Source organism: Arthrobacter alpinus (assembly GCF_001445575.1).
Taxonomy (GTDB): domain Bacteria; phylum Actinomycetota; class Actinomycetes; order Actinomycetales; family Micrococcaceae; genus Specibacter; species Specibacter alpinus_C.
On record NZ_CP013200.1, the window covers coordinates 1,401,804 to 1,418,889 of the forward strand.

At 59.7% G+C, this 17,086-nt stretch carries 20 protein-coding genes; 9 read left to right on the forward strand and 11 right to left on the reverse strand.

Annotated elements, in window-relative coordinates; genetic code table 11:
• Positions 1-25 precede the first annotated feature (25 nt).
• The 3 genes from AS189_RS06225 to AS189_RS06235 all read left to right on the forward strand — a co-directional run bounded on the left by AS189_RS06225 (position 26) and on the right by AS189_RS06235 (position 1,732).
• Positions 26-211 (forward strand): hypothetical protein, encoded by a 186-nt coding sequence (locus tag AS189_RS06225; protein WP_062286786.1) that lies wholly within the window; start codon positions 26-28, stop codon positions 209-211.
• A 129-nt stretch (positions 212-340) separates the two neighbouring features.
• The gene (locus AS189_RS06230) at positions 341-964 is read left to right on the forward strand and encodes a TetR/AcrR family transcriptional regulator (protein WP_062286787.1); all 624 of its coding nucleotides are present in this window, start codon (positions 341-343) and stop codon (positions 962-964) included.
• A 156-nt stretch (positions 965-1,120) separates the two neighbouring features.
• A complete protein-coding gene (locus tag AS189_RS06235) occupies positions 1,121-1,732 on the forward strand; it encodes a hypothetical protein (RefSeq protein ID WP_062286788.1) in 612 nt (203 codons plus the stop codon).
• A 34-nt stretch (positions 1,733-1,766) separates the two neighbouring features.
• Here AS189_RS06235 and AS189_RS06240 read toward each other — a convergent pair whose 3' ends face one another.
• The 6 genes from AS189_RS06240 to AS189_RS06265 form a co-directional block, all read right to left on the reverse strand.
• Complete coding sequence (locus AS189_RS06240) at positions 1,767-2,648, reverse strand: hypothetical protein (RefSeq protein ID WP_062286789.1); 882 nt, start codon at positions 2,646-2,648, stop codon at positions 1,767-1,769.
• A 39-nt stretch (positions 2,649-2,687) separates the two neighbouring features.
• Positions 2,688-3,677: a 2,3,4,5-tetrahydropyridine-2,6-dicarboxylate N-succinyltransferase gene (gene dapD / locus AS189_RS06245; RefSeq protein WP_062286790.1), complete on the reverse strand. Its 990-nt coding sequence runs from the start codon at positions 3,675-3,677 to the stop codon at positions 2,688-2,690.
• 74 nt (positions 3,678-3,751) lie between these two features.
• Positions 3,752-5,329, reverse strand: a complete 1,578-nt coding sequence (locus AS189_RS06250) for a molybdopterin-dependent oxidoreductase (RefSeq protein ID WP_062286791.1) — start codon at positions 5,327-5,329, stop codon at positions 3,752-3,754.
• Positions 5,330-5,436: 107 nt separating this feature from the next.
• Positions 5,437-6,219 (reverse strand): anti-sigma factor, encoded by a 783-nt coding sequence (locus AS189_RS06255; RefSeq protein ID WP_062286792.1) that lies wholly within the window; start codon positions 6,217-6,219, stop codon positions 5,437-5,439.
• Positions 6,219-6,800 (reverse strand): ECF RNA polymerase sigma factor SigK, encoded by a 582-nt coding sequence (gene sigK / locus AS189_RS06260; protein ID WP_062293087.1) that lies wholly within the window; start codon positions 6,798-6,800, stop codon positions 6,219-6,221. Before sigK ends, AS189_RS06255 begins: the two co-directional genes overlap by 1 nt.
• Before the next feature lie 79 nt (positions 6,801-6,879).
• Entirely contained in the window at positions 6,880-7,566 is a 687-nt protein-coding gene (locus AS189_RS06265; protein ID WP_082634111.1) for a fasciclin domain-containing protein, read from the reverse strand.
• A gap of 190 nt (positions 7,567-7,756) precedes the next feature.
• On the opposite strand from AS189_RS06265, the gene dapE reads away from it, so the two are divergent.
• Positions 7,757-8,917 (forward strand): succinyl-diaminopimelate desuccinylase, encoded by a 1,161-nt coding sequence (gene dapE / locus AS189_RS06270; RefSeq protein WP_082634112.1) that lies wholly within the window; start codon positions 7,757-7,759, stop codon positions 8,915-8,917.
• A 307-nt stretch (positions 8,918-9,224) separates the two neighbouring features.
• Here dapE and AS189_RS06275 read toward each other — a convergent pair whose 3' ends face one another.
• From AS189_RS06275 to AS189_RS06290, 4 genes are all read right to left on the reverse strand, one after another.
• The gene (locus AS189_RS06275) at positions 9,225-10,067 is read right to left on the reverse strand and encodes an amino acid ABC transporter permease (RefSeq protein ID WP_062286793.1); all 843 of its coding nucleotides are present in this window, start codon (positions 10,065-10,067) and stop codon (positions 9,225-9,227) included.
• Positions 10,064-10,714, reverse strand: a complete 651-nt coding sequence (locus AS189_RS06280; RefSeq protein ID WP_062286794.1) for an amino acid ABC transporter permease — start codon at positions 10,712-10,714, stop codon at positions 10,064-10,066. Before AS189_RS06280 ends, AS189_RS06275 begins: the two co-directional genes overlap by 4 nt.
• A gap of 86 nt (positions 10,715-10,800) precedes the next feature.
• Positions 10,801-11,652, reverse strand: a complete 852-nt coding sequence (locus AS189_RS06285; protein ID WP_082634494.1) for a glutamate ABC transporter substrate-binding protein — start codon at positions 11,650-11,652, stop codon at positions 10,801-10,803.
• A gap of 143 nt (positions 11,653-11,795) precedes the next feature.
• Positions 11,796-12,554, reverse strand: a complete 759-nt coding sequence (locus AS189_RS06290) for an amino acid ABC transporter ATP-binding protein (RefSeq protein ID WP_062286796.1) — start codon at positions 12,552-12,554, stop codon at positions 11,796-11,798.
• Positions 12,555-12,675: 121 nt separating this feature from the next.
• Here AS189_RS06290 and AS189_RS06295 point away from each other — a divergent pair, with 121 nt between their 5' ends.
• From AS189_RS06295 to AS189_RS19315, 5 genes are all read left to right on the forward strand, one after another.
• Positions 12,676-13,449: a TIGR00730 family Rossman fold protein gene (locus AS189_RS06295; RefSeq protein WP_062286797.1), complete on the forward strand. Its 774-nt coding sequence runs from the start codon at positions 12,676-12,678 to the stop codon at positions 13,447-13,449.
• Positions 13,450-13,506: 57 nt separating this feature from the next.
• Positions 13,507-13,962, forward strand: a complete 456-nt coding sequence (locus AS189_RS19310) for a DivIVA domain-containing protein (RefSeq protein ID WP_337589213.1) — start codon at positions 13,507-13,509, stop codon at positions 13,960-13,962.
• A gap of 31 nt (positions 13,963-13,993) precedes the next feature.
• Positions 13,994-14,647: a DNA-3-methyladenine glycosylase I gene (locus tag AS189_RS06305; RefSeq protein ID WP_062286798.1), complete on the forward strand. Its 654-nt coding sequence runs from the start codon at positions 13,994-13,996 to the stop codon at positions 14,645-14,647.
• Positions 14,648-14,660: 13 nt separating this feature from the next.
• A complete protein-coding gene (locus tag AS189_RS06310; protein ID WP_237759984.1) occupies positions 14,661-15,884 on the forward strand; it encodes a hypothetical protein in 1,224 nt (407 codons plus the stop codon).
• Positions 15,885-16,035: 151 nt separating this feature from the next.
• A complete protein-coding gene (locus AS189_RS19315; protein WP_082634113.1) occupies positions 16,036-16,203 on the forward strand; it encodes a DUF3117 domain-containing protein in 168 nt (55 codons plus the stop codon).
• 141 nt (positions 16,204-16,344) lie between these two features.
• Here the strand turns inward: AS189_RS19315 and AS189_RS06315 are convergent, their stop codons facing one another.
• Positions 16,345-16,977: an O-methyltransferase gene (locus tag AS189_RS06315; RefSeq protein ID WP_062286799.1), complete on the reverse strand. Its 633-nt coding sequence runs from the start codon at positions 16,975-16,977 to the stop codon at positions 16,345-16,347.
• Positions 16,978-17,086 lie beyond the last annotated feature (109 nt).

The window sequence follows — 17,086 nt, forward strand, 5'->3', positions numbered from 1 at the left end:
GGACGAAAGTAAGTAAAAAATGAAAATGTCGACTTTGTTGCTGCACACCTTTTCCATGGCATTCCCGATCGTCGTCGTGGTGCTGGGGATCATGGTGCTGATTGGCAAGAGCGTGTTCCTGCCGTTCTTCATTGTCTCGCTCGTCATCATGCTGGTTCTACTGGTGCTGTTGTACCGCGGCAAGAAGAAGGACGCCGCAGCCAAGAAGTAGTCCCGCCTTCCTTTTCCCTGACGCGCCCTCAGCGTTTGGGGTATTTCCAGGAACCCTCCCTCAGCGTTTGGGGTGTTTTTGAGAACCCGGCGATGGGCATTCGTGAGACATCTGTGCTAAAAAAGATGTGTGCCGAAAATTGTAAATGCGGATGACCGCCGTGAGCTTGTTGCCGATGCCGTATTCCGAGTTGTGCGGGAGAGTGGTCTGGCACAAGCGTCGCTACGTAATGTGGCTGCCGAGGCGCGGCTGGCGCTGGGCTCTGTGCGGCACTACTTCGACAACCAAGCGGAGCTCATGGAATTCGCTTTCCGGCTCAACTCGGAGCGGATTCACCTGCGGGCTCTGGATAAGTTGGAAGTACTCGAAGACGAAGCGTTACCCGCCGACGGCGAAGCCTTGTTGGAGAAGTGCGCAGAGGTCCTGGAAGAACTGCTTCCCCTTGACGCGGCACGTAGCGCCGACGCCGTGGTGCATATGGAGTTCATGCTCGATGCCCGCACCAACACAACGCTCGTAGACGCTGCACAGGACGATTACCGTGCCACTGGCGCCGTGGTGGGCCGGGTGGTCATGCAGCTGATGGAAAGCTCGCTGGCCGTGCCCGGGTTGGTCCCCGTAGATGAAGCGGAACGTCTCATTGGTTTGCTGGACGGACTGAGCCTGCGCATGGTCTTGCAGCCCGCCTGGGCAGCCCCTGAGCAGGGGCAGGCCACACTGCGCCGCCACCTGGCTTCCCTGCTCGGCGCCTGATTTCCTGACCTTTGCCCAATCGCTGAGGGAGCGTTGGCCGAAATACCCCAATTGCTGAGGGAGCGTCCGGTGGGGACGGTGCCTTGTTGCCCGCTTGAGAGTAATCTGGGAGGTGGGATTGCTGCATCATCCATGCGGCGGCTGGAGGGAGATACCATGCATCACACCGGTGGCCCAGGGTGGCGGATCACAATGGATACCTGCACACCCATGCTCATGGCGTTGTATTTTCGCGATGTTGCAGGATTAGCGGGTGCCGGAACTCCTGCCCTCTCCCATGTCTCTCCGGCCGTGCGGGCGGCCGATCATTCCATGCTTATTTCCGGTGTGGGCGGCGTAGCGGCACTGCGGGACCAATGGGAGTTTTGGTGGAGCCGGTTACTGCAGGCACACCCCAGCAATGAGCCAAATATTAGCCCTCCGGATTTCCCTGAACTAGCTGGCTTACCCGCACTTCAGCGGGTGGCGCAGGCCCACTTTGGAGCGGCCGTCAGCTGGTCCCGTGAGCAGGAGCAAGTGTATTCAAGCATGGCCGCGCAACGCGAGACGCTGGGTGGGCACAAGATTCTTGCCGATCTGGTTCAGAATCGGGAAATGGAGCTGGGCCGCAGTTCCAGAGACTTCACGCTGACCATTGTGGAGGTCCCGTTGGCTGAGCCAAGGGCCTGGTTCCTTGAACCCAATAGGCTAATCATGAGTTCGCACCTGCTCGATGACCCGGAAAACTTCCGCAGCTATGTCCAGCCCGTGGTGGATTTACTGGTCTAATAGGCCCGCTGGTCTAGTGAATAACCGGCCGGGATTATTCAGCCGGCACAGGCGCAGGCAAGAGGACCGATACGGCTCCGGCACTCACGCTCTCGGATGCTTGCCAACCAACATTGTGGCCATCGGCAATGGAGTCTCTGTTCCAGCTGTACCCGGCGTAGTTGATCTGGCTAATCCCCAATGGGTTGGCGTTGGCCAACGCCCAGTGGGCCAGCCGCCAACCATTGGGCTCATCCACCTCGAGCAGCACCGTGGCACCAGCGGCGGTGCTGGACGTACTTGCAGCTACTTGGCCTACGGCGCCCTGCGCAGCCGTGATGACTTGCTCAGGGGAGCTCACTGCGGTGACAGGAGCAAGGGTGCAGTTCAGCGCGTGTGGCGATTGTCCTGTCAATACGGAGGCAAACGCACGGGACAGGGGCTCATGTTGTGCATAGGCCTGAGGAAACCCTGAGCGCTGAACAATCTGAGCGGCGTCGTTAATGGGCAGATTCACGTAGTTCGGGACATCAGCTAGAACATCGTAAAACGCGTTGGTGGAATATACCGGATCCATAATTTGTGCCACCGTGCCCCAGTCCTGCGAGGGACGCTGCTGGAATAGCCCCACAGAATCCAGGTCACCGTAATCGATGTTGCGTAGCCGAGATTCCTGTATGGCCGTGGCTAGAGCAATACTTGCCGCGCGGGCTGGCATGCCACGCTGTGTAGCGATGGTGGATATGAGCGCAGCATTCTCGGTTTGATCCAATGCCAGCCAATAGTCGCCACTACCTACCGAGGCGGTGCAGCCCAGAGCAAGTCCTGGCGCGAAGGCGTCTTTGAAGGTGTTGGAAAGCCACACACCGCCGGCGATGAGTGCGCCGGCAGCCAAGACAAGGACCGTGAGCCAACCGAGGGCGGCACGGCTTTTCATAGCAGGCCACCCTCGGGACACCGCACTGCGACAGAGACTTTAGTTGGCATGCAGGCTTTCATTCAGGGCAACGGTGGTGCCGTGACGCGGCAGAACCTCCACGCCGCCTGACGTTGAATTACGGCGGAACAAGAGGTTCGGGACGCCGGAGAGCTCGCTGGCCTTCACTATCACCGTGGTCTCCTCGCCGTCGTCGTTCTTGGGCCCCAAAACCCGCACGCGGGTGCCGGCCGTAACATACAGACCCGCTTCTACCACGGAGTCGTGGCCAATGCTGATGCCAACGCCAGAGTTAGCGCCGAGCAAAACACGCTCGCCCAGTGCCACTCGCTCGCGGCCGCCACCGGATAAGGTGCCCATGATGGAGGCGCCGCCGCCAACGTCGGTGCCATCGCCCACAACTACTCCAGCGGAGATGCGGCCTTCCACCATGGAAGTGCCCAAGGTACCTGCATTGAAGTTCACGAATCCTTCATGCATGACAGTGGTGCCTTCGGCGAGGTGAGCGCCCAGACGGACACGGTCTGCGTCGCCAATGCGGACACCGGCCGGAACCACGTAGTCCACCATGCGCGGGAACTTATCCACGGAGAATACCGTGACGGTTCCGCGGCGGCGCAGCTTGGCCCGGGTCATTTCAAATCCTTCAACGGCGGCCGGTCCGAAGTTGGTCCAGACCACGTTGCTCAGCTTGCCGAAGATGCCATCCAAGTTGATGCTGTTGGGCGTTACCAGCCGGTGTGAGAGCAGGTGCAGGCGGAGGTAAGCGTCGGCTGCGTCGGCGGGTTCGGCGTCGAGGTTGATCTGGGCGAACACCACGCTTTGGGTGACGCCACGATCGGTGTCGGTGCCATTTTGCGCCAAGGCTGTGAGCTCTTCGCTGGCTTCAGGGGTCAGGCCCAAGACATCCGTTCCCGTGCCGAGTGCAGGCGCCGGGAACCAGACATCGAGCACAGCGCCGGAATCGGCAATTGTGGCAAGCCCAAAGCCATGGGCGGAACGGTCTGTCAGCAGCTCAGTTTCAGTCATGGTTCAAGTCTATCGACGAGGGTAGGTGTCCCCAACATTTGACATACTCCGTGGACACCGTCTGGGGACACGGCTCAGGTCACGTTGAACGTAATGGAGTGCCAGCCGGTGGAACCATCTGGTTCCGGAGGAGCCTGATCCTGAATTTGGATGGTGCCGTCCGCATCGTAGGCACGCACCCTTACCTTGTGAGTTCCGGCAGGAGCGTTGTCCCAGATGTACGACCACTGACGCCAGGTGTCCACCGAGGCTTCCGCAGCCAGCGTGGCTTCCTGCCAGGCGCCGTCGTCAATTTGGATCTCAACCTTGGAAATTCCCTTGGTCTGGGCCCAAGCACTGCCGCCAATGGGGACTGCGCCGGCAGGAACCCGGCCTAGTGCCCGCGGAACCTCCACCCGTGACGCGGTCTTAATGGGTCCGTGGGAGTTCCACCCTCGGGAGGTCCAGTACCCGGCACTCTGGGCAAAGGTTGTCACTTCCAGATCAACCACCCACTTGGTGGCCGAGACGAATCCGTACAGACCCGGAACCACCATGCGCACCGGGAAACCGTGCTCCAGCGGCAGTGGCTCGCCGTTCATGCCAACGGCCAAAATGGCATCTCGGTCATCCTGCAGCACTGGCAGGGGAGTGGAGGCGCTAAAGCCGTCAATGCTGGTGGACAGAACCATGTCGGCACCTGCCGTGGGCTTGGCCCGGGCCAGCACCTCGCGCAGGGGATAACCCAGCCACTTGGCATTGCCGGCCAGATTTCCACCCACCACATTGGATACACAGGTGAGCGTGACGTAGGACTCGATGAGATCTTGTGCCAACAGCTCATCAAAGCCGATGGTGAATTCTTCTTCCACCATGCCGTGCACGCGCAGCTGCCATTTCGCCGGATCAATGTCCGGCACAGCGAGGGCGGTGTCGATGCGGTAGAAGTCATCATTGGGTGTCACGAAAGGGGTGACACCTTCCACGGGAGCCTGCACACCGGTGGGCAGTGCGGGTGCAGTGGTTTTGGGAGCGGGAAGCTTCAGCGTTGCGCGGACGGCAAGGGCTGTGTTGCGAGCACCGTTGATGACAGTGCCACCAAAGCCAACCACGACGGCGGCCCCGGCCACTAGCGCTGACCTCACCAGGAAGGTGCGCCGGCTGGGAGTCTGCTCGGTTGAGGTAGGAGTGTTCGTCGTCGTACTGGCGCTCCGGCTGGTGTCCTGGCGCAGGAAGCGCAGTGCCAAGATGCCGCCAACGGTGCCCAGCAGCAAGGGGAAGACGTCAGCAATTGAGGCGCCGGAGCGGGTGATGATGCACGCGGCCATGACAACGGCGAAGGCCACCACCATGGTGGCGCCGGCGGCAAACTTCTTGCGGGCCACGATCCCGGCGACGGCGGACAATGCCGCGGCCACAATGCCCATTGAGAGGAGCAAGACGAACTTGTCGTTAGTGCCGAAGGTTGCAATGGCGAAGTTCTTCATCCATGCCGGGGTGAAGTCGATGAAGGTGGATCCCACCGAGGTCAGCGGCGAGGATGCGGAGCCAAAGAATGCCGACATGAATTCGGCGATGGCAAAAAGAACTCCTGCCGAGATGACACCGGCCAGGGCGCCGAAGCCCAGGCCGTGCAAGTCTTGACGCCTAGTAGCTTTGTTGCGCTTTCCCATGGGAGGCTCCTTTTGACTCTAAATTGACTACCTGAGGTAGCTGGTAGAAGTACTTGTTGGTACTTCGGAGCCAAAAGCCCCCGGATTGCTCCGGAGGGCCATGGAATCTAGATTTCCTGTACCAAAATTGGTGTTGTGGTTGGTTTCTCAGAGCCACCCAGCGGTTCTACGGTGATGCCAACATGCGTAGCGCCGCCCATTTCACCGGTAAGTATCTGCATGGCAGGCTCTCGGTTGCTGTCCATCATGCCTGCGGAGACCGCACCTGCTGCAGAGATGAACCACAGCTCATAGATCTTCCCTTCAGGAGCTGGTGGCATTCCATTGACCATGACGGCGGCTTTATTTGCCTTGCTGGAGGATGCGACAGTCACTGTAGCTCCATCAGAGATTTGCGAAGTAGCAATCTTGGCATCAGGAGAGTTCATGATGGTCAGCATGGCCTCTTGTTGTGCCTGGGAAGCTGCCAATTGTTGCCTAGACTCCTGATCAGAGGAATTCTGACCAATAGCCCAGCCGCCCACGCCTACTCCAGCGAAGATGGCCAGGGCTGCTGCCGCGCTCAACGCTGGCACCCAGCGGTTTCGTTCGGTAGTGTTTCCGCGATTACGTGCGGATGAACTTCGAGCCGAGGAAATATCGCGGACTACTGCACTGGATGGAAGTTGGCGTGTGTTGCGGATAGCGGCCATGACATTGTTCTTCAGGGCCGGCGGAGGTGTCTCTTCGGCGAGACCGAATGCCAAAAGTGCGGCTGTCTCGCTGAGACTGCGGACCTCTTCTAATGTTTCGGCATCGTGGAGCGCATGCCGTTCAAAGGCAGTACGCTCGCCGTCTGTCAGTGAGTTCAACGCGTAGGAGCCGGTCAGTAAATGCAGTTGCTTTTCCATCACGCCACCCCTAACTTATCTCTTAGCCTGATCATGCCATCACGAATTCTTGTTTTTACAGTACCTACAGGGATTTTAAGTAACTCGGCCACTTCTTGGTGTGTGTATCCACCGTAGTAGGCCAAGCTGATTGCTTCCCGTTGTGATTCTGTGAGTGTCTCGAGGGCCTTGCGGACCCTGACAGCTTCCATCTGCGTTTCCACAGTGTCTGCGACGTCGTCATAACTCTCTTGGTATTCTTTGATTCCCTGACGAAGATCCCTATCCGAACTCGCCTGGCTTGCGCGAACTCTGTCTACGGCTCTGCGGTGGGCGATCACCAGAATCCAGGACATTGCTTTGCCTCTGTCGGCATCGAATCGAGAGGCTTGAGCCCAGACGTCAACAAAAACTTCTTGGGTGACTTCCTCGCTCTGTGCTTGATCTCGGACTACACGCCTTACCAGCCCATAAACTCTCGGGGCTACGGCATCGTACAGTTCTTCGAAGGCCGCCTCGTCGCCGAGGGCGACGAGGCGGATCAAGTCCTCATGGGTCGGGGGAACCAACGGTTCAACGGACCGCATCCAAGGTAAACGCATAGTGTCTACTTTGTCATGATCTGTACCCACGAGCACATTTCCTTCGTAAGGTGTTGCAATTTGTTCTGTGAAGCAGGTGCTACTTCTTTGCCGGCGGCATCAGCACGGTGTCGATCAGGTACACAGTTGCATTGGCGGTCTTGACGCCACCGCAGATGACCTTAGCGCCGTTGACCATCAGGTTGTCTCCACTGCCGGTGACCTCCAAGGTGCTTCCCTCGGCCGTTGCGTGCTTGCCATCGATCTTGCTCGGGGCGAGCTGGCCGGGGACGACGTGGTACGTCAGGATTGACGTCAACGTGGCGGAGTCAGTCTTGAGACCGTCGATGGTGGCTGCCGGGATCTTGGCGAAGGCGTCGTCGACGGGAGCGAAGACGGTGAATTCACCGGAGTTCAGTGTGTCAACCAGGTTGACGTCCTTGTTCAGCTGGCCTGAAACCGCGGCGGTGAGGGTCTTCAGCAGCGGGTTGTTGGATGCCGCGGTGGTCACCGGGTCAGCGGCCATGCCGGCTACTGAGCCTGCACCACTGGGAACGGCTGCAGCGTAGTCGGCGCAGCCAGCACCAACCAAGTCTGAGGCCGGGTCCATGGCGGCTGCGGAGCTCGGAGCCATGGTTGCTTCGGCGGAAGCCATCGGAGCGTCGGAGGTGGGGCTGGACGCGGTGTCGCCTGAACTGCAGGAGGTCAAGCCCAAAGCTGCTACAGCCAAGAGGCCAAGGCCCATGGTGAGGGTCTTACGGGTTCCAAACTTCAAGGTGGTGTTCATGATGATTCTCCGTAGTGTGAAAGCGGAAGGATTCCGTGGTGCTTCTCCCGAACCGCTTCTCATATGATCTGCTGATCTGCTGAGCTGCGGTGGTGGGCTGTCAGATAGTACTTCGGAGCCCAAGACAAAGCGGATTGGAAAGATGTTAAGAAAGTTTTTGCCGCCTCCGCTGCGCCGGTAAAGTGGAGAAATGACCGCTCCCAGCAGTTCCGCAGCTCAGCCCGATTCTCAGCTATCGCCCGCTTCAGGTGGCGCCGCACAAGGCGGGCCGAGCGCCGTCGCGCTTGATCTGCATCAGGACGTGGCGCAGCTGACGGCGGCACTGATGGATATTGAAAGTGTCTCCGCCAATGAGCTGGCCATTGCAGATGCGCTCGAGGTGGCTCTGCGGGCGCTGCCGCACCTGAGCGTGACGCGCAATGGGGATTCAATTGTGGCCCGTACCGAGCTGGGGCGTGCCGAGCGCGTCATCCTGGCCGGGCATCTGGACACCGTGCCGCTGCCCACTATGCCCGGTTCGCGCGGCACGGTCCCGAGCAGCTGGGACGGCGATGTGCTGTACGGCCGCGGCGCCACGGACATGAAGGGTGGAGTTGCAGTGCAGCTGGCTCTGGCTGCCACGATGCCCGAGCCCACCAAAGACATCACCTTCATCTTCTACGACCACGAGGAAGTAGCCGCGGTCAAAAGCGGTCTGGGACGCCTCGTGCGGGAAAATCGAGAACTGCTCGACGCCGATTTCGGCATCTTGCTGGAACCCACCAACGGAACAGTGGAGGGTGGTTGCAACGGCACCATCCGCTTCGAGGCAACCACGCGTGGCAAGGCGGCGCATTCGGCGAGGGCTTGGATGGGGGAGAACGCCATTCACGCAGCGGCTCCGATTCTTGCCCGGCTCGCGGCCTATGAGCCAGCCACTGTGTCCGTGAACGGTTTGGATTACCGCGAATCCCTCAACGCTGTAAAGGTTCACGGCGGCACGGCCGGCAATGTCATTCCAGATCAGTGCGTGGTGGAAATCAATTACCGATTCGCCCCCGATAAGACCCCGGCGCAGGCCGAAGAGCACGTGCGCGGGTTGTTGGAGGGCTTCGATTTGGTGCGGACGGACTTCTCCGCAGGCGCCCGTCCAGGACTCAACGCGCCGGCCGCTGCCTCCTTTGTGGCAGCCGTGGGCCGCGAGCCACTGCCCAAGTACGGCTGGACAGACGTTGCCCGCCTCAGCGAAATGGGAATCCCGGCCGTCAACTTTGGCCCAGGCGATGCCCTGCTGGCCCATAGCGATAACGAGCACGTCCACGCCGACGCAATCCGGGAGTGCCTGGCAGCGTTGACCCGCTGGCTGGGCTAAAACGGCTCGGCCGGGCTAAGCGCCAGCTACGTTCTTCGAGTGTCCACTTAATGTACGTTTCCAGCTGGTATTGGGTCTCAAACGTACGTTAAGTGGACACTCGAGGCCTGTGCTGGGATAAAAGGCGGGCTAAAAGGTGGCCTAAGGGGCGGGCTACCGGGACAGCGCCGCCTCAGACAACAACGGGCGGGTGGTCACCTTGATTCAGGTGACCACCCGCCCGTTTGCCGTCTGGAGGCGGCGATTGATGCGAAGTGATGGAGCGTTGGCCGTAATGCCCCGTTTGGTGATGGAGCGTTGGGTAGGGTTAGCCAGCGATGCCGGCCTTGGCCTTGACCACCTTCACCCGTGAGGACATCTTGAACTCGGTGAACTTGGCAATGCCGGAGAGGATCAGGCACAGGCCCACATAGATGACTGCCGCGACCATGAGGGCCGGCACCATGGGTGAACCATACTGGCCCTGAGAGCCGAGGAAGCCGGCGTACTGCATGATCTCGTTGTATGTGATCAGGAAGCCAAGTGCGGTGTCCTTCATGATGACCACCAGCTGAGCAATGATGACCGGCAGCATGGCCCGGACGGCCTGCGGCAGCAAAATGGTACGCAGGACCTGGCCGTTGGACAGGCCAATGGCAAGCCCGGCCTCGCGCTGTCCCTTGGGCAGCGACTCAATGCCAGCACGGAACACCTCGGCGAGGACCGATCCGTTGTAGAGAATCAAACCGACCACGACGGCGATGAAGGGCGTGATGCCCTTGACGCCAGCCGAGGGGAGGCCGTAATACATGATCATCATGAGGATCAGCAGCGGGACTGCCCGGAATACTTCGGTGAACCAGTAGCACGGGATCCGAACCCACTTGGCGTTGGCGAGGCGGCCGAAGGCCAGAATGATGCCGAGTACCAGACTGCCGACGGCGCCCACGGCGAAGGCCTTCAGCGTGGCACCGATCGCCGTCAGGAACGTTTGCTGAACCCGCGGGAAGGTGAATATTTCCCATTTCTTTGCCGTGAACTGGCCTGATTCGTAGAACCTGAACAGGATGAAGGCAATGATGCCGACCACCACAACAGCTGTGGCGATGTTCAGGTAAACATTGCGTGTACGTGCCTTAGGGCCGGGCACATCGAAAAGTACCGAGCTCATCGCGCCACCTTCCATTTCTTCTCAAGGTAGCGCTGCAACGGTGTCAGGATGCCCAAGACCAGCACAACGAAGATCAGGGCAACCCACAGCAAACCCGGAAGCAGCGGTTCGCCGAGGTCACTGAGGGTTGAGCGGATGGAGCCTGCTTCCAGAACACCGAACCCGGCGGCGACAGTGGTGTTCTTCAGCAGTGCGATAAACACGCTGAAAAGTGGCGGAACCACCGAACGGAACGCCTGCGGCAGCACGATCAAGGACAAGGTCTGTATAAAGGGCAGCCCAATGGCACGGGCCGCTTCGGACTGACCCACGGACACCGTGTTGATGCCGGAGCGGATGGCCTCGGAAACATATGTAGCCGTGTAGAGGGACAGGCCGATGATTGCAGCGACCGTGTAGTTGATCGCGGGCAGGTCAAGCTTCGGGTAGCCCAAGGCAAAGAACGCCAGCACCAGCGTCAACGGTGTATTCCGCACGGCGTTGACGTACAGGGTTCCTGCGGCCCGCATCGCCGGCGCGGGGGAGACGCGCATGCCGGCAACAATGGTGCCAAGGATCAGGGCAAAAAAGGCGGAAAAGACAAACAGGATTCCAGTGGTCTTGAATCCGTCGATGAACAGTTGACTGTTGTCAAAAAGTACATTCACAAGGCAGTGTCGCTTTCAGTGAATTCGAGAGGACGAAGGGGTGGTGTTGCAGAGGCTTGGCCGCTGCAACACCACCCCATGGACGATTAGTACTGGTCAACCTTGGGCTGTTCAACCTTGGTACCCGACTTGCCCAGTGTGGCGTCGAAGATCTTGGTCCATGTGGCGTTGCCGTCGGTCAGCGTGGTGTTCAGGAAGGTGCGCAGGGCGGTATCGCCCAGCGGCAGACCGATACCGTAGTTCTCCACAGTAAACGGCTCACCAACCACCTTGAGCTTGTCCGGGTCCTGTGAAGCAAAGCCCAGCAGGATGGCCTGGTCGGTGGTCACCGCATCAACGGATCCGCTGGTCAGTGCTTCAACACACTTGGAGTAAATGTCGAAGGCGACCGGATCTGCCTTCGGGAAGTTGTCCTTGATGTTCTGGAACGGTGTTGAACCCGTGGCAGAGCACACCTTCTTGCCGTCCAAGTCCTTCTCACTCTTGATGGTGGTGTTGTCCTTAGCCACCAGCAGGCCCTGGCCCGTGACGAAGTACGGTCCGGCGAAGTCTACGAGCTTCTTGCGCTTGTCGTTGATGGAGTAAGTACCGACGTAGAGGTCAACGTCGCCATTGGCCAATGCGGACTCGCGGTTGGCTGAAGGGATGGCCTTGAAATCAATCTTGTCCGCGGCGACGCCCAAGGAGGCTGCCATCCAGCGGGCAATTTCAATGTCGAAGCCGCTGCGCTCACCCGTGGCTGCGTCGAGGAACCCCAGACCGGGCTGGTCTTCCTTGACACCGATGCGGATTTTGCCGGCGGACTTGATCTTGTCAAAGGTGGGGCTGCCGGTCAGGGCTACGTCTTTGGCGACCTCAAAGGTCAGCCCGGCAGCGTCGCCGCCGCCAGCGCCTGCAGTATCCCCGCCGGTAGTGCCACCGCCGCCACAACCTGTCATGGCGAGGGCTGCTGCTGTAAGGACGGCTGTGAATCCGAGGGTTTTTTTGCTAAAGAACTTTTTCAAGGGGGTTCCTTTCATAATCGGCCGCATGCGGCCGGTGTAATGATTGGCTGAAACAGCCGGAAATCTATGGGTTTTATCTATCCGTTGGTCAGGATTTTGGAGAGGAAGTCTTTGGCCCGGTCAGTCTGTGGGTTCGTGAAGAATTCTTCCGGTGTTGCTTCTTCCACAATCTGGCCGTCGGCCATGAAGATGACGCGGTCGGCAGCCTTGCGAGCAAAGCCCATCTCGTGGGTGACCACCACCATGGTCATGCCTTCCTTGGCCAGCTCGACCATGACGTCCAAGACCTCATTGATCATTTCGGGGTCCAATGCGCTGGTGGGCTCATCGAAAAGCATGACCTTTGGCTTCATTGCCAAAGCTCGCGCAATAGCGACGCGCTGCTGCTGTCCGCCGGAAAGCTGGGCGGGCAACTTTGTTGCCTGGTGTCCAACGCCAACGCGTTCCAACAAACTCAAGGCGAGCTTGTCGGCGTCGGGCTTGGACATGCCCTTGACCTTGATGGGGCCCAGCGTGACGTTTTCCAAGATGGTTTTGTGGGCAAACAAGTTGAAGGACTGGAAAACCATGCCAACGTCAGCACGCAGATTTGCAAGCTGCTTGCCTTCCTTGGGGAGTTCCTTGCCATCAATGGTGATGGAACCGGTGTCGATGGTTTCCAAGCGGTTGATGGTGCGGCACAGTGTTGATTTACCGGACCCGGAAGGACCAATGACAACCAAGACTTCGCCCTTGGCAACCTCTAAGTTAATTTCCTGAAGCACATGGAGAGAGCCGTAATGCTTGTTAACGGCCTTGAGTTCCACGAGCGCAGGAGCATGTGCGGGATTTGTCATGCATTTAACCTATCCACTTTCGGGGCACTCGGGCAGGAATTGACGCACATCGGTCCCGATCGTAACTGTAACGAGATATTGTGAGGCCGGCCACTGCCCGTTTTCACGTAGCCTAGGTGGCATGAGTGCACCCACAGGATCCAGCCGCCCTAACCGCCCCGAACTCCGACGGTTCGGAAATTGGCGAAAAAATGGCTCCGGAATGGATACTGCCGACGCACGGCTGTTGGAAACACCGCCCGGCACTGCTTTCACGCACACCGACCCGTGGCGTGTCATGCGCATCCAGAGCGAGTTTGTCCAAGGTTTTGATGCCCTGGCTGAGATTGGCCCGGCCATCAGCGTCTTTGGTTCGGCCCGGACCAAACCGGAATCGCCCTATTACGCCACAGGCATGGAGGTGGGCAGGCGTCTGGTGGAAGCCGGCGTGGCTGTTATTACCGGTGGCGGACCAGGTTCCATGGAGGCCGCGAACCGTGGCGCCGCCGAGGCTGGCGGACTGTCCATCGGCTTGGGGATCGAGCTCCCCTTCGAGCAGGGCATGAACGAGTGGGTGGGTCTGGGCGTTGACTTCCGCTACTTCTTTGCCCGCAAGACCATGTTCGTGAAGTACGCGCAGGGCTTTGTGGTGCTCCCTGGCGGACTCGGCACACTCGATGAACTCTTCGAAGCCATGGTCCTGGTCCAGACCAGCAAGGTCAGCCAATTCCCCATAGTCCTCGTGGACAGGACATTTTGGGCCCCGCTCATGGACTGGATCCGCGATGTCATGGTTGAGCAAGGACTGGTCTCAGCCGGGGACCTGGACATCGTTCAGCTGGTGGACACCGCCGAAGAAGCAGTGAAACTTGTCATGGAGGGCAAAGCAGGCTCCCGAGTGGCTGCCCGAAGCTAGGAGCTGGCTCTAGGACATGAAACCCCTTTCCAGCCGCGCATCTGGCACCATGGTCTTGTGACTTACTTCCTGATCTTTCTTGCCGTGATGGTCGCTGCGCTGGCCGCGCTGTATCTGGTGGGTTTGAACAAGCCCCAGACTGGCGCCGACGTCTATAACGACCTCCTGGCCGCCCCGGTGGCCAATCTGCCCCCGGTGCTGTTGCCGGGCGAGCCCGCGCCCGCAGACGTGGACAAATTGCGTTTCTCCTTGGGGTTACGTGGGTACCGCATGGATCAGGTGGATGAGGTTCTGGACCGTCTGCGCGACGCACTGGCCGCGAAGGACCTGCGTATCGCCGAGCTGGAGTCCGCCGCTGGCTTGCCCTCTGCCGACAAGACTGATGTGGGCAGGACCTCTGATGAACCAGAAGCGGACGACGCCGGTGGCGCACCTGGCGCTGTTCCGGCGGCGCCCGCTGACGCCGAGCCGGGAAACGGCACCGCCGCGGCAAATCCCTTAGCCGTCGCCTGAGATGGAGTCACTTGAGATAGATTCGCCTGAGATGGACTCCCCACAGCTGAACCTGATGGTTGGCAGTGATGGCAAGGCCCGCTGCGCGTGGGGCGGCATGGACGGTGATGAACAGTACCAGCGCTATCATGACACTGAATGGGGCCGGCCCATATCCGGTGAGCCAGCCACCATGGAGCGTGAACTCTTCGAACGGCTGAGCCTGGAAGCATTCCAATCAGGCCTGAGCTGGCTCACCATCCTGCGCAAACGCGACGCCTTCCGGGCCGCGTTCAAGAACTTTGACCCGGTTGCTGTGGCGAATTTTGGCGAGGACGATTTCGAGCGCCTCATGAACAATGTCGGCATTGTGCGCAACCGGCTCAAGATCAGGGCCACCATGGGTAATGCGAAGGCCCTCCTGGCGCTGCCCGAGGACACCACACTGGCGTCACTGCTAGCCAGTCATGCACCGCAGACCAGCCGGATGCCAGATGAACCGATTGCGGCTCAAACGCCAGAATCTGCGCGTTTGGCCAAGGCGTTGAAGAAGCTCGGTTTTTCCTTTGTTGGCCCAACCACGGCTTACGCCATGATGCAGGCCGTGGGCGTGGTCAACGATCACCAGCCAGGCTGCTGGCTTGCCGCCGATCCAGCCGCTGGTGCGGCGACAGATGTCGCGGGAGCAGATGCCGCCGATGCATAGTGGTTCGTCCAGTGTGAGCCGCAAGACCACCATCAACGACGAACTCTTTGCACTGCTGCGACGCGTTCTGGCACCGCTCTGGCGGGCGCCGTGGTGGCTGAAGGTCGCCCTGATCTATGGTGCGGCCCGGTTTCTTTCCTATGCCATCTTCCTCGGTGCTGCCTGGCACGCCGAGGAATCGCCGTGGGGTGGGCGCCAGCCGGACTACCTGACGTTCATCAACCGCTGGGATGCCGGCTGGTATGAACGGATTTTCGACGGCGGATACCCCGCCACCATTCCGCGCAACACGGACGGCACGGCGCAGCCGAATCAATGGGCTTTCTACCCCATATTTCCCTTGCTGGCTCGCGGTCTGAGCGCTGTCACCGGGTTGGAGTGGGCTGCCGCAGGGGCCACTATTGCCACGGTCGCCGGGCTGGCCGCCGCACTCATGATCTACGTCTTGTTCAGGAACTTTTCCGCACCCGGCACCGCCCTGTGGGGCGTTGCCTTCTTCGCCACCTTCCCAATTTCTGCCGTACTACAGGTGCCGTACGCAGAATCTGTGGGCATGTTCTTTCTCGCCGCAGCTCTGCACCTGCTCATCAAGCGCAACTATGCCGCGGCCGTCCCTCTGGTGATGCTGCTGTGCCTCTCGCGGCCGGCAGGGGCGCCGTTTGCCGCCGTCGTTGGTCTGCATCTGTTGCTGCGCTGGAACAAGCGCAAGGAAGAGCCGTTTCCGTTGCGGGAGATGGTTCTGGGCACAGTGCTGCTGGTGGTCAGTGGCGTTATGGCGTTTGGCTGGATGTTCATCGCCTGGTGGGTGACGGGGGAGCGCAGTGCCTACACGGATACCGAGACTGCTTGGCGGGGGTCGGATCTGGTGCTGTTCAAGCCTTGGTTCGACGCCGGTGTGGACCTGATTGGGCCATTGTGGGGGCCGCTGCTGCCCCTGCTGTTGGTCGTTCTGGCCTTCTTGTCCTTGAATTCACAGGCCGTGCGCCGGATCGGAAGTGACCTGCAACTGTGGTGCGGCATGTACCTGCTGTACCTGCTGGCCGTGCTGCACCCGCAATCGAGCACGTTCCGGATGCTGCTGCCGCTGTTCCCGTTGGCACTCGCTGCGGCATTCATTTCCACATCGCGGGCGTACCGAATTACTGTGCTGGTGATGTTCAGCGTTCTACAGATTGTCTGGGTTGTGTGGTTATGGCAGTTCGCGGCGATCAGCACCGGACAGGCTTGGCCGCCCTAAAGAACTCCGCCGCATTTGTCAATGGGTGCGTGTGGCGATTAGCACCCGGGCGCTCGCATACGGAATAATAGCTTGTGAGCGATACAACATCAGCGCATGGCAGGGGAATCCCTGCAGATGCAGGTTTGTACTACGAAAAGGGGAACTCCAAATGGCGGCCATGAAACCTCGTACCGGAGACGGTCCAATGGAAGTGACTAAAGAAGGTCGGAGCTTAATTCTGCGCCTGCCATTGGAAGGCGGCGGACGTCTCGTAGTGGAGATGAACGCTGACGAGGCAGTTAGCCTCAAGGAATGCTTGGCGGGCGTGACCGAATAGGTCCACCGCAGTATCACTAAGAATTATCAGGCGGGGCGGCGAAAGCTGCCCCGCCTTTTCTTATTAATCCGCGCCACTTTGACGTTTCCGCCATAGTTTGAACCCTAGCGAAAACGTCAAACGGTAGCGAAAACCAGGATCTTAGCGCTTGACGGCCAGCAGCAGGCCATCGCCAGTGGGCAGCATGGCGGAGATCAACGAATCGTGCTCGCGGATCAGCTTGCCCACCTGACGCAGCACCACCGTGCTAGTTTCGCGGATGGCCGGGTCAGAAACACGGTCCTTATCCAGGGCATCGTTGATGATGAGCAGCCCACCGGACTTGAGGAGCCTGATGGCCTGTTGGACATATTCGGGGAAGCTGGGCTTGTCCGCGTCAATGAAGACCAAATCATAAGCAGCATCGGTCAGACGGGGCAGGACATCTTGGCCGCGGCCAGAAATGGTGCGGGTGCGGTTGGCAGGAGAGCCCGATTCCGTGAACGCTTCACGTGCCGCCTTGAGGTGATCCACATCGGGATCGATGGTGGTCAGCACGGCTTTGGGTCCCAGGCCTCGCAGCAGTGACACCCCGGAAACTCCAGCGCCTGTGCCAATTTCCACGGCCGTCTGGGCCTTGGACGTTGCCGCCAAGACGGTCAGTGCAGCAGCTACGCCGGGGCTCACGGGGAACAGGCCAAGCTCATGCGAGCGTTCGCGGGCACGTCGCAGGACAACATCTTCCACGGGGAGGCCCTCTGCGTAGGACCAGCTGGTGGATTTATCGGCACTCATGGGTGGTGTTTCCTAAACTGTTGCGTTGACTGGTATATAGCCTACTGCCTGCACACACGGGGTAATCAACGGCATCATCCAGCAAAATGTCAGCTTTGTTTGGAAGACT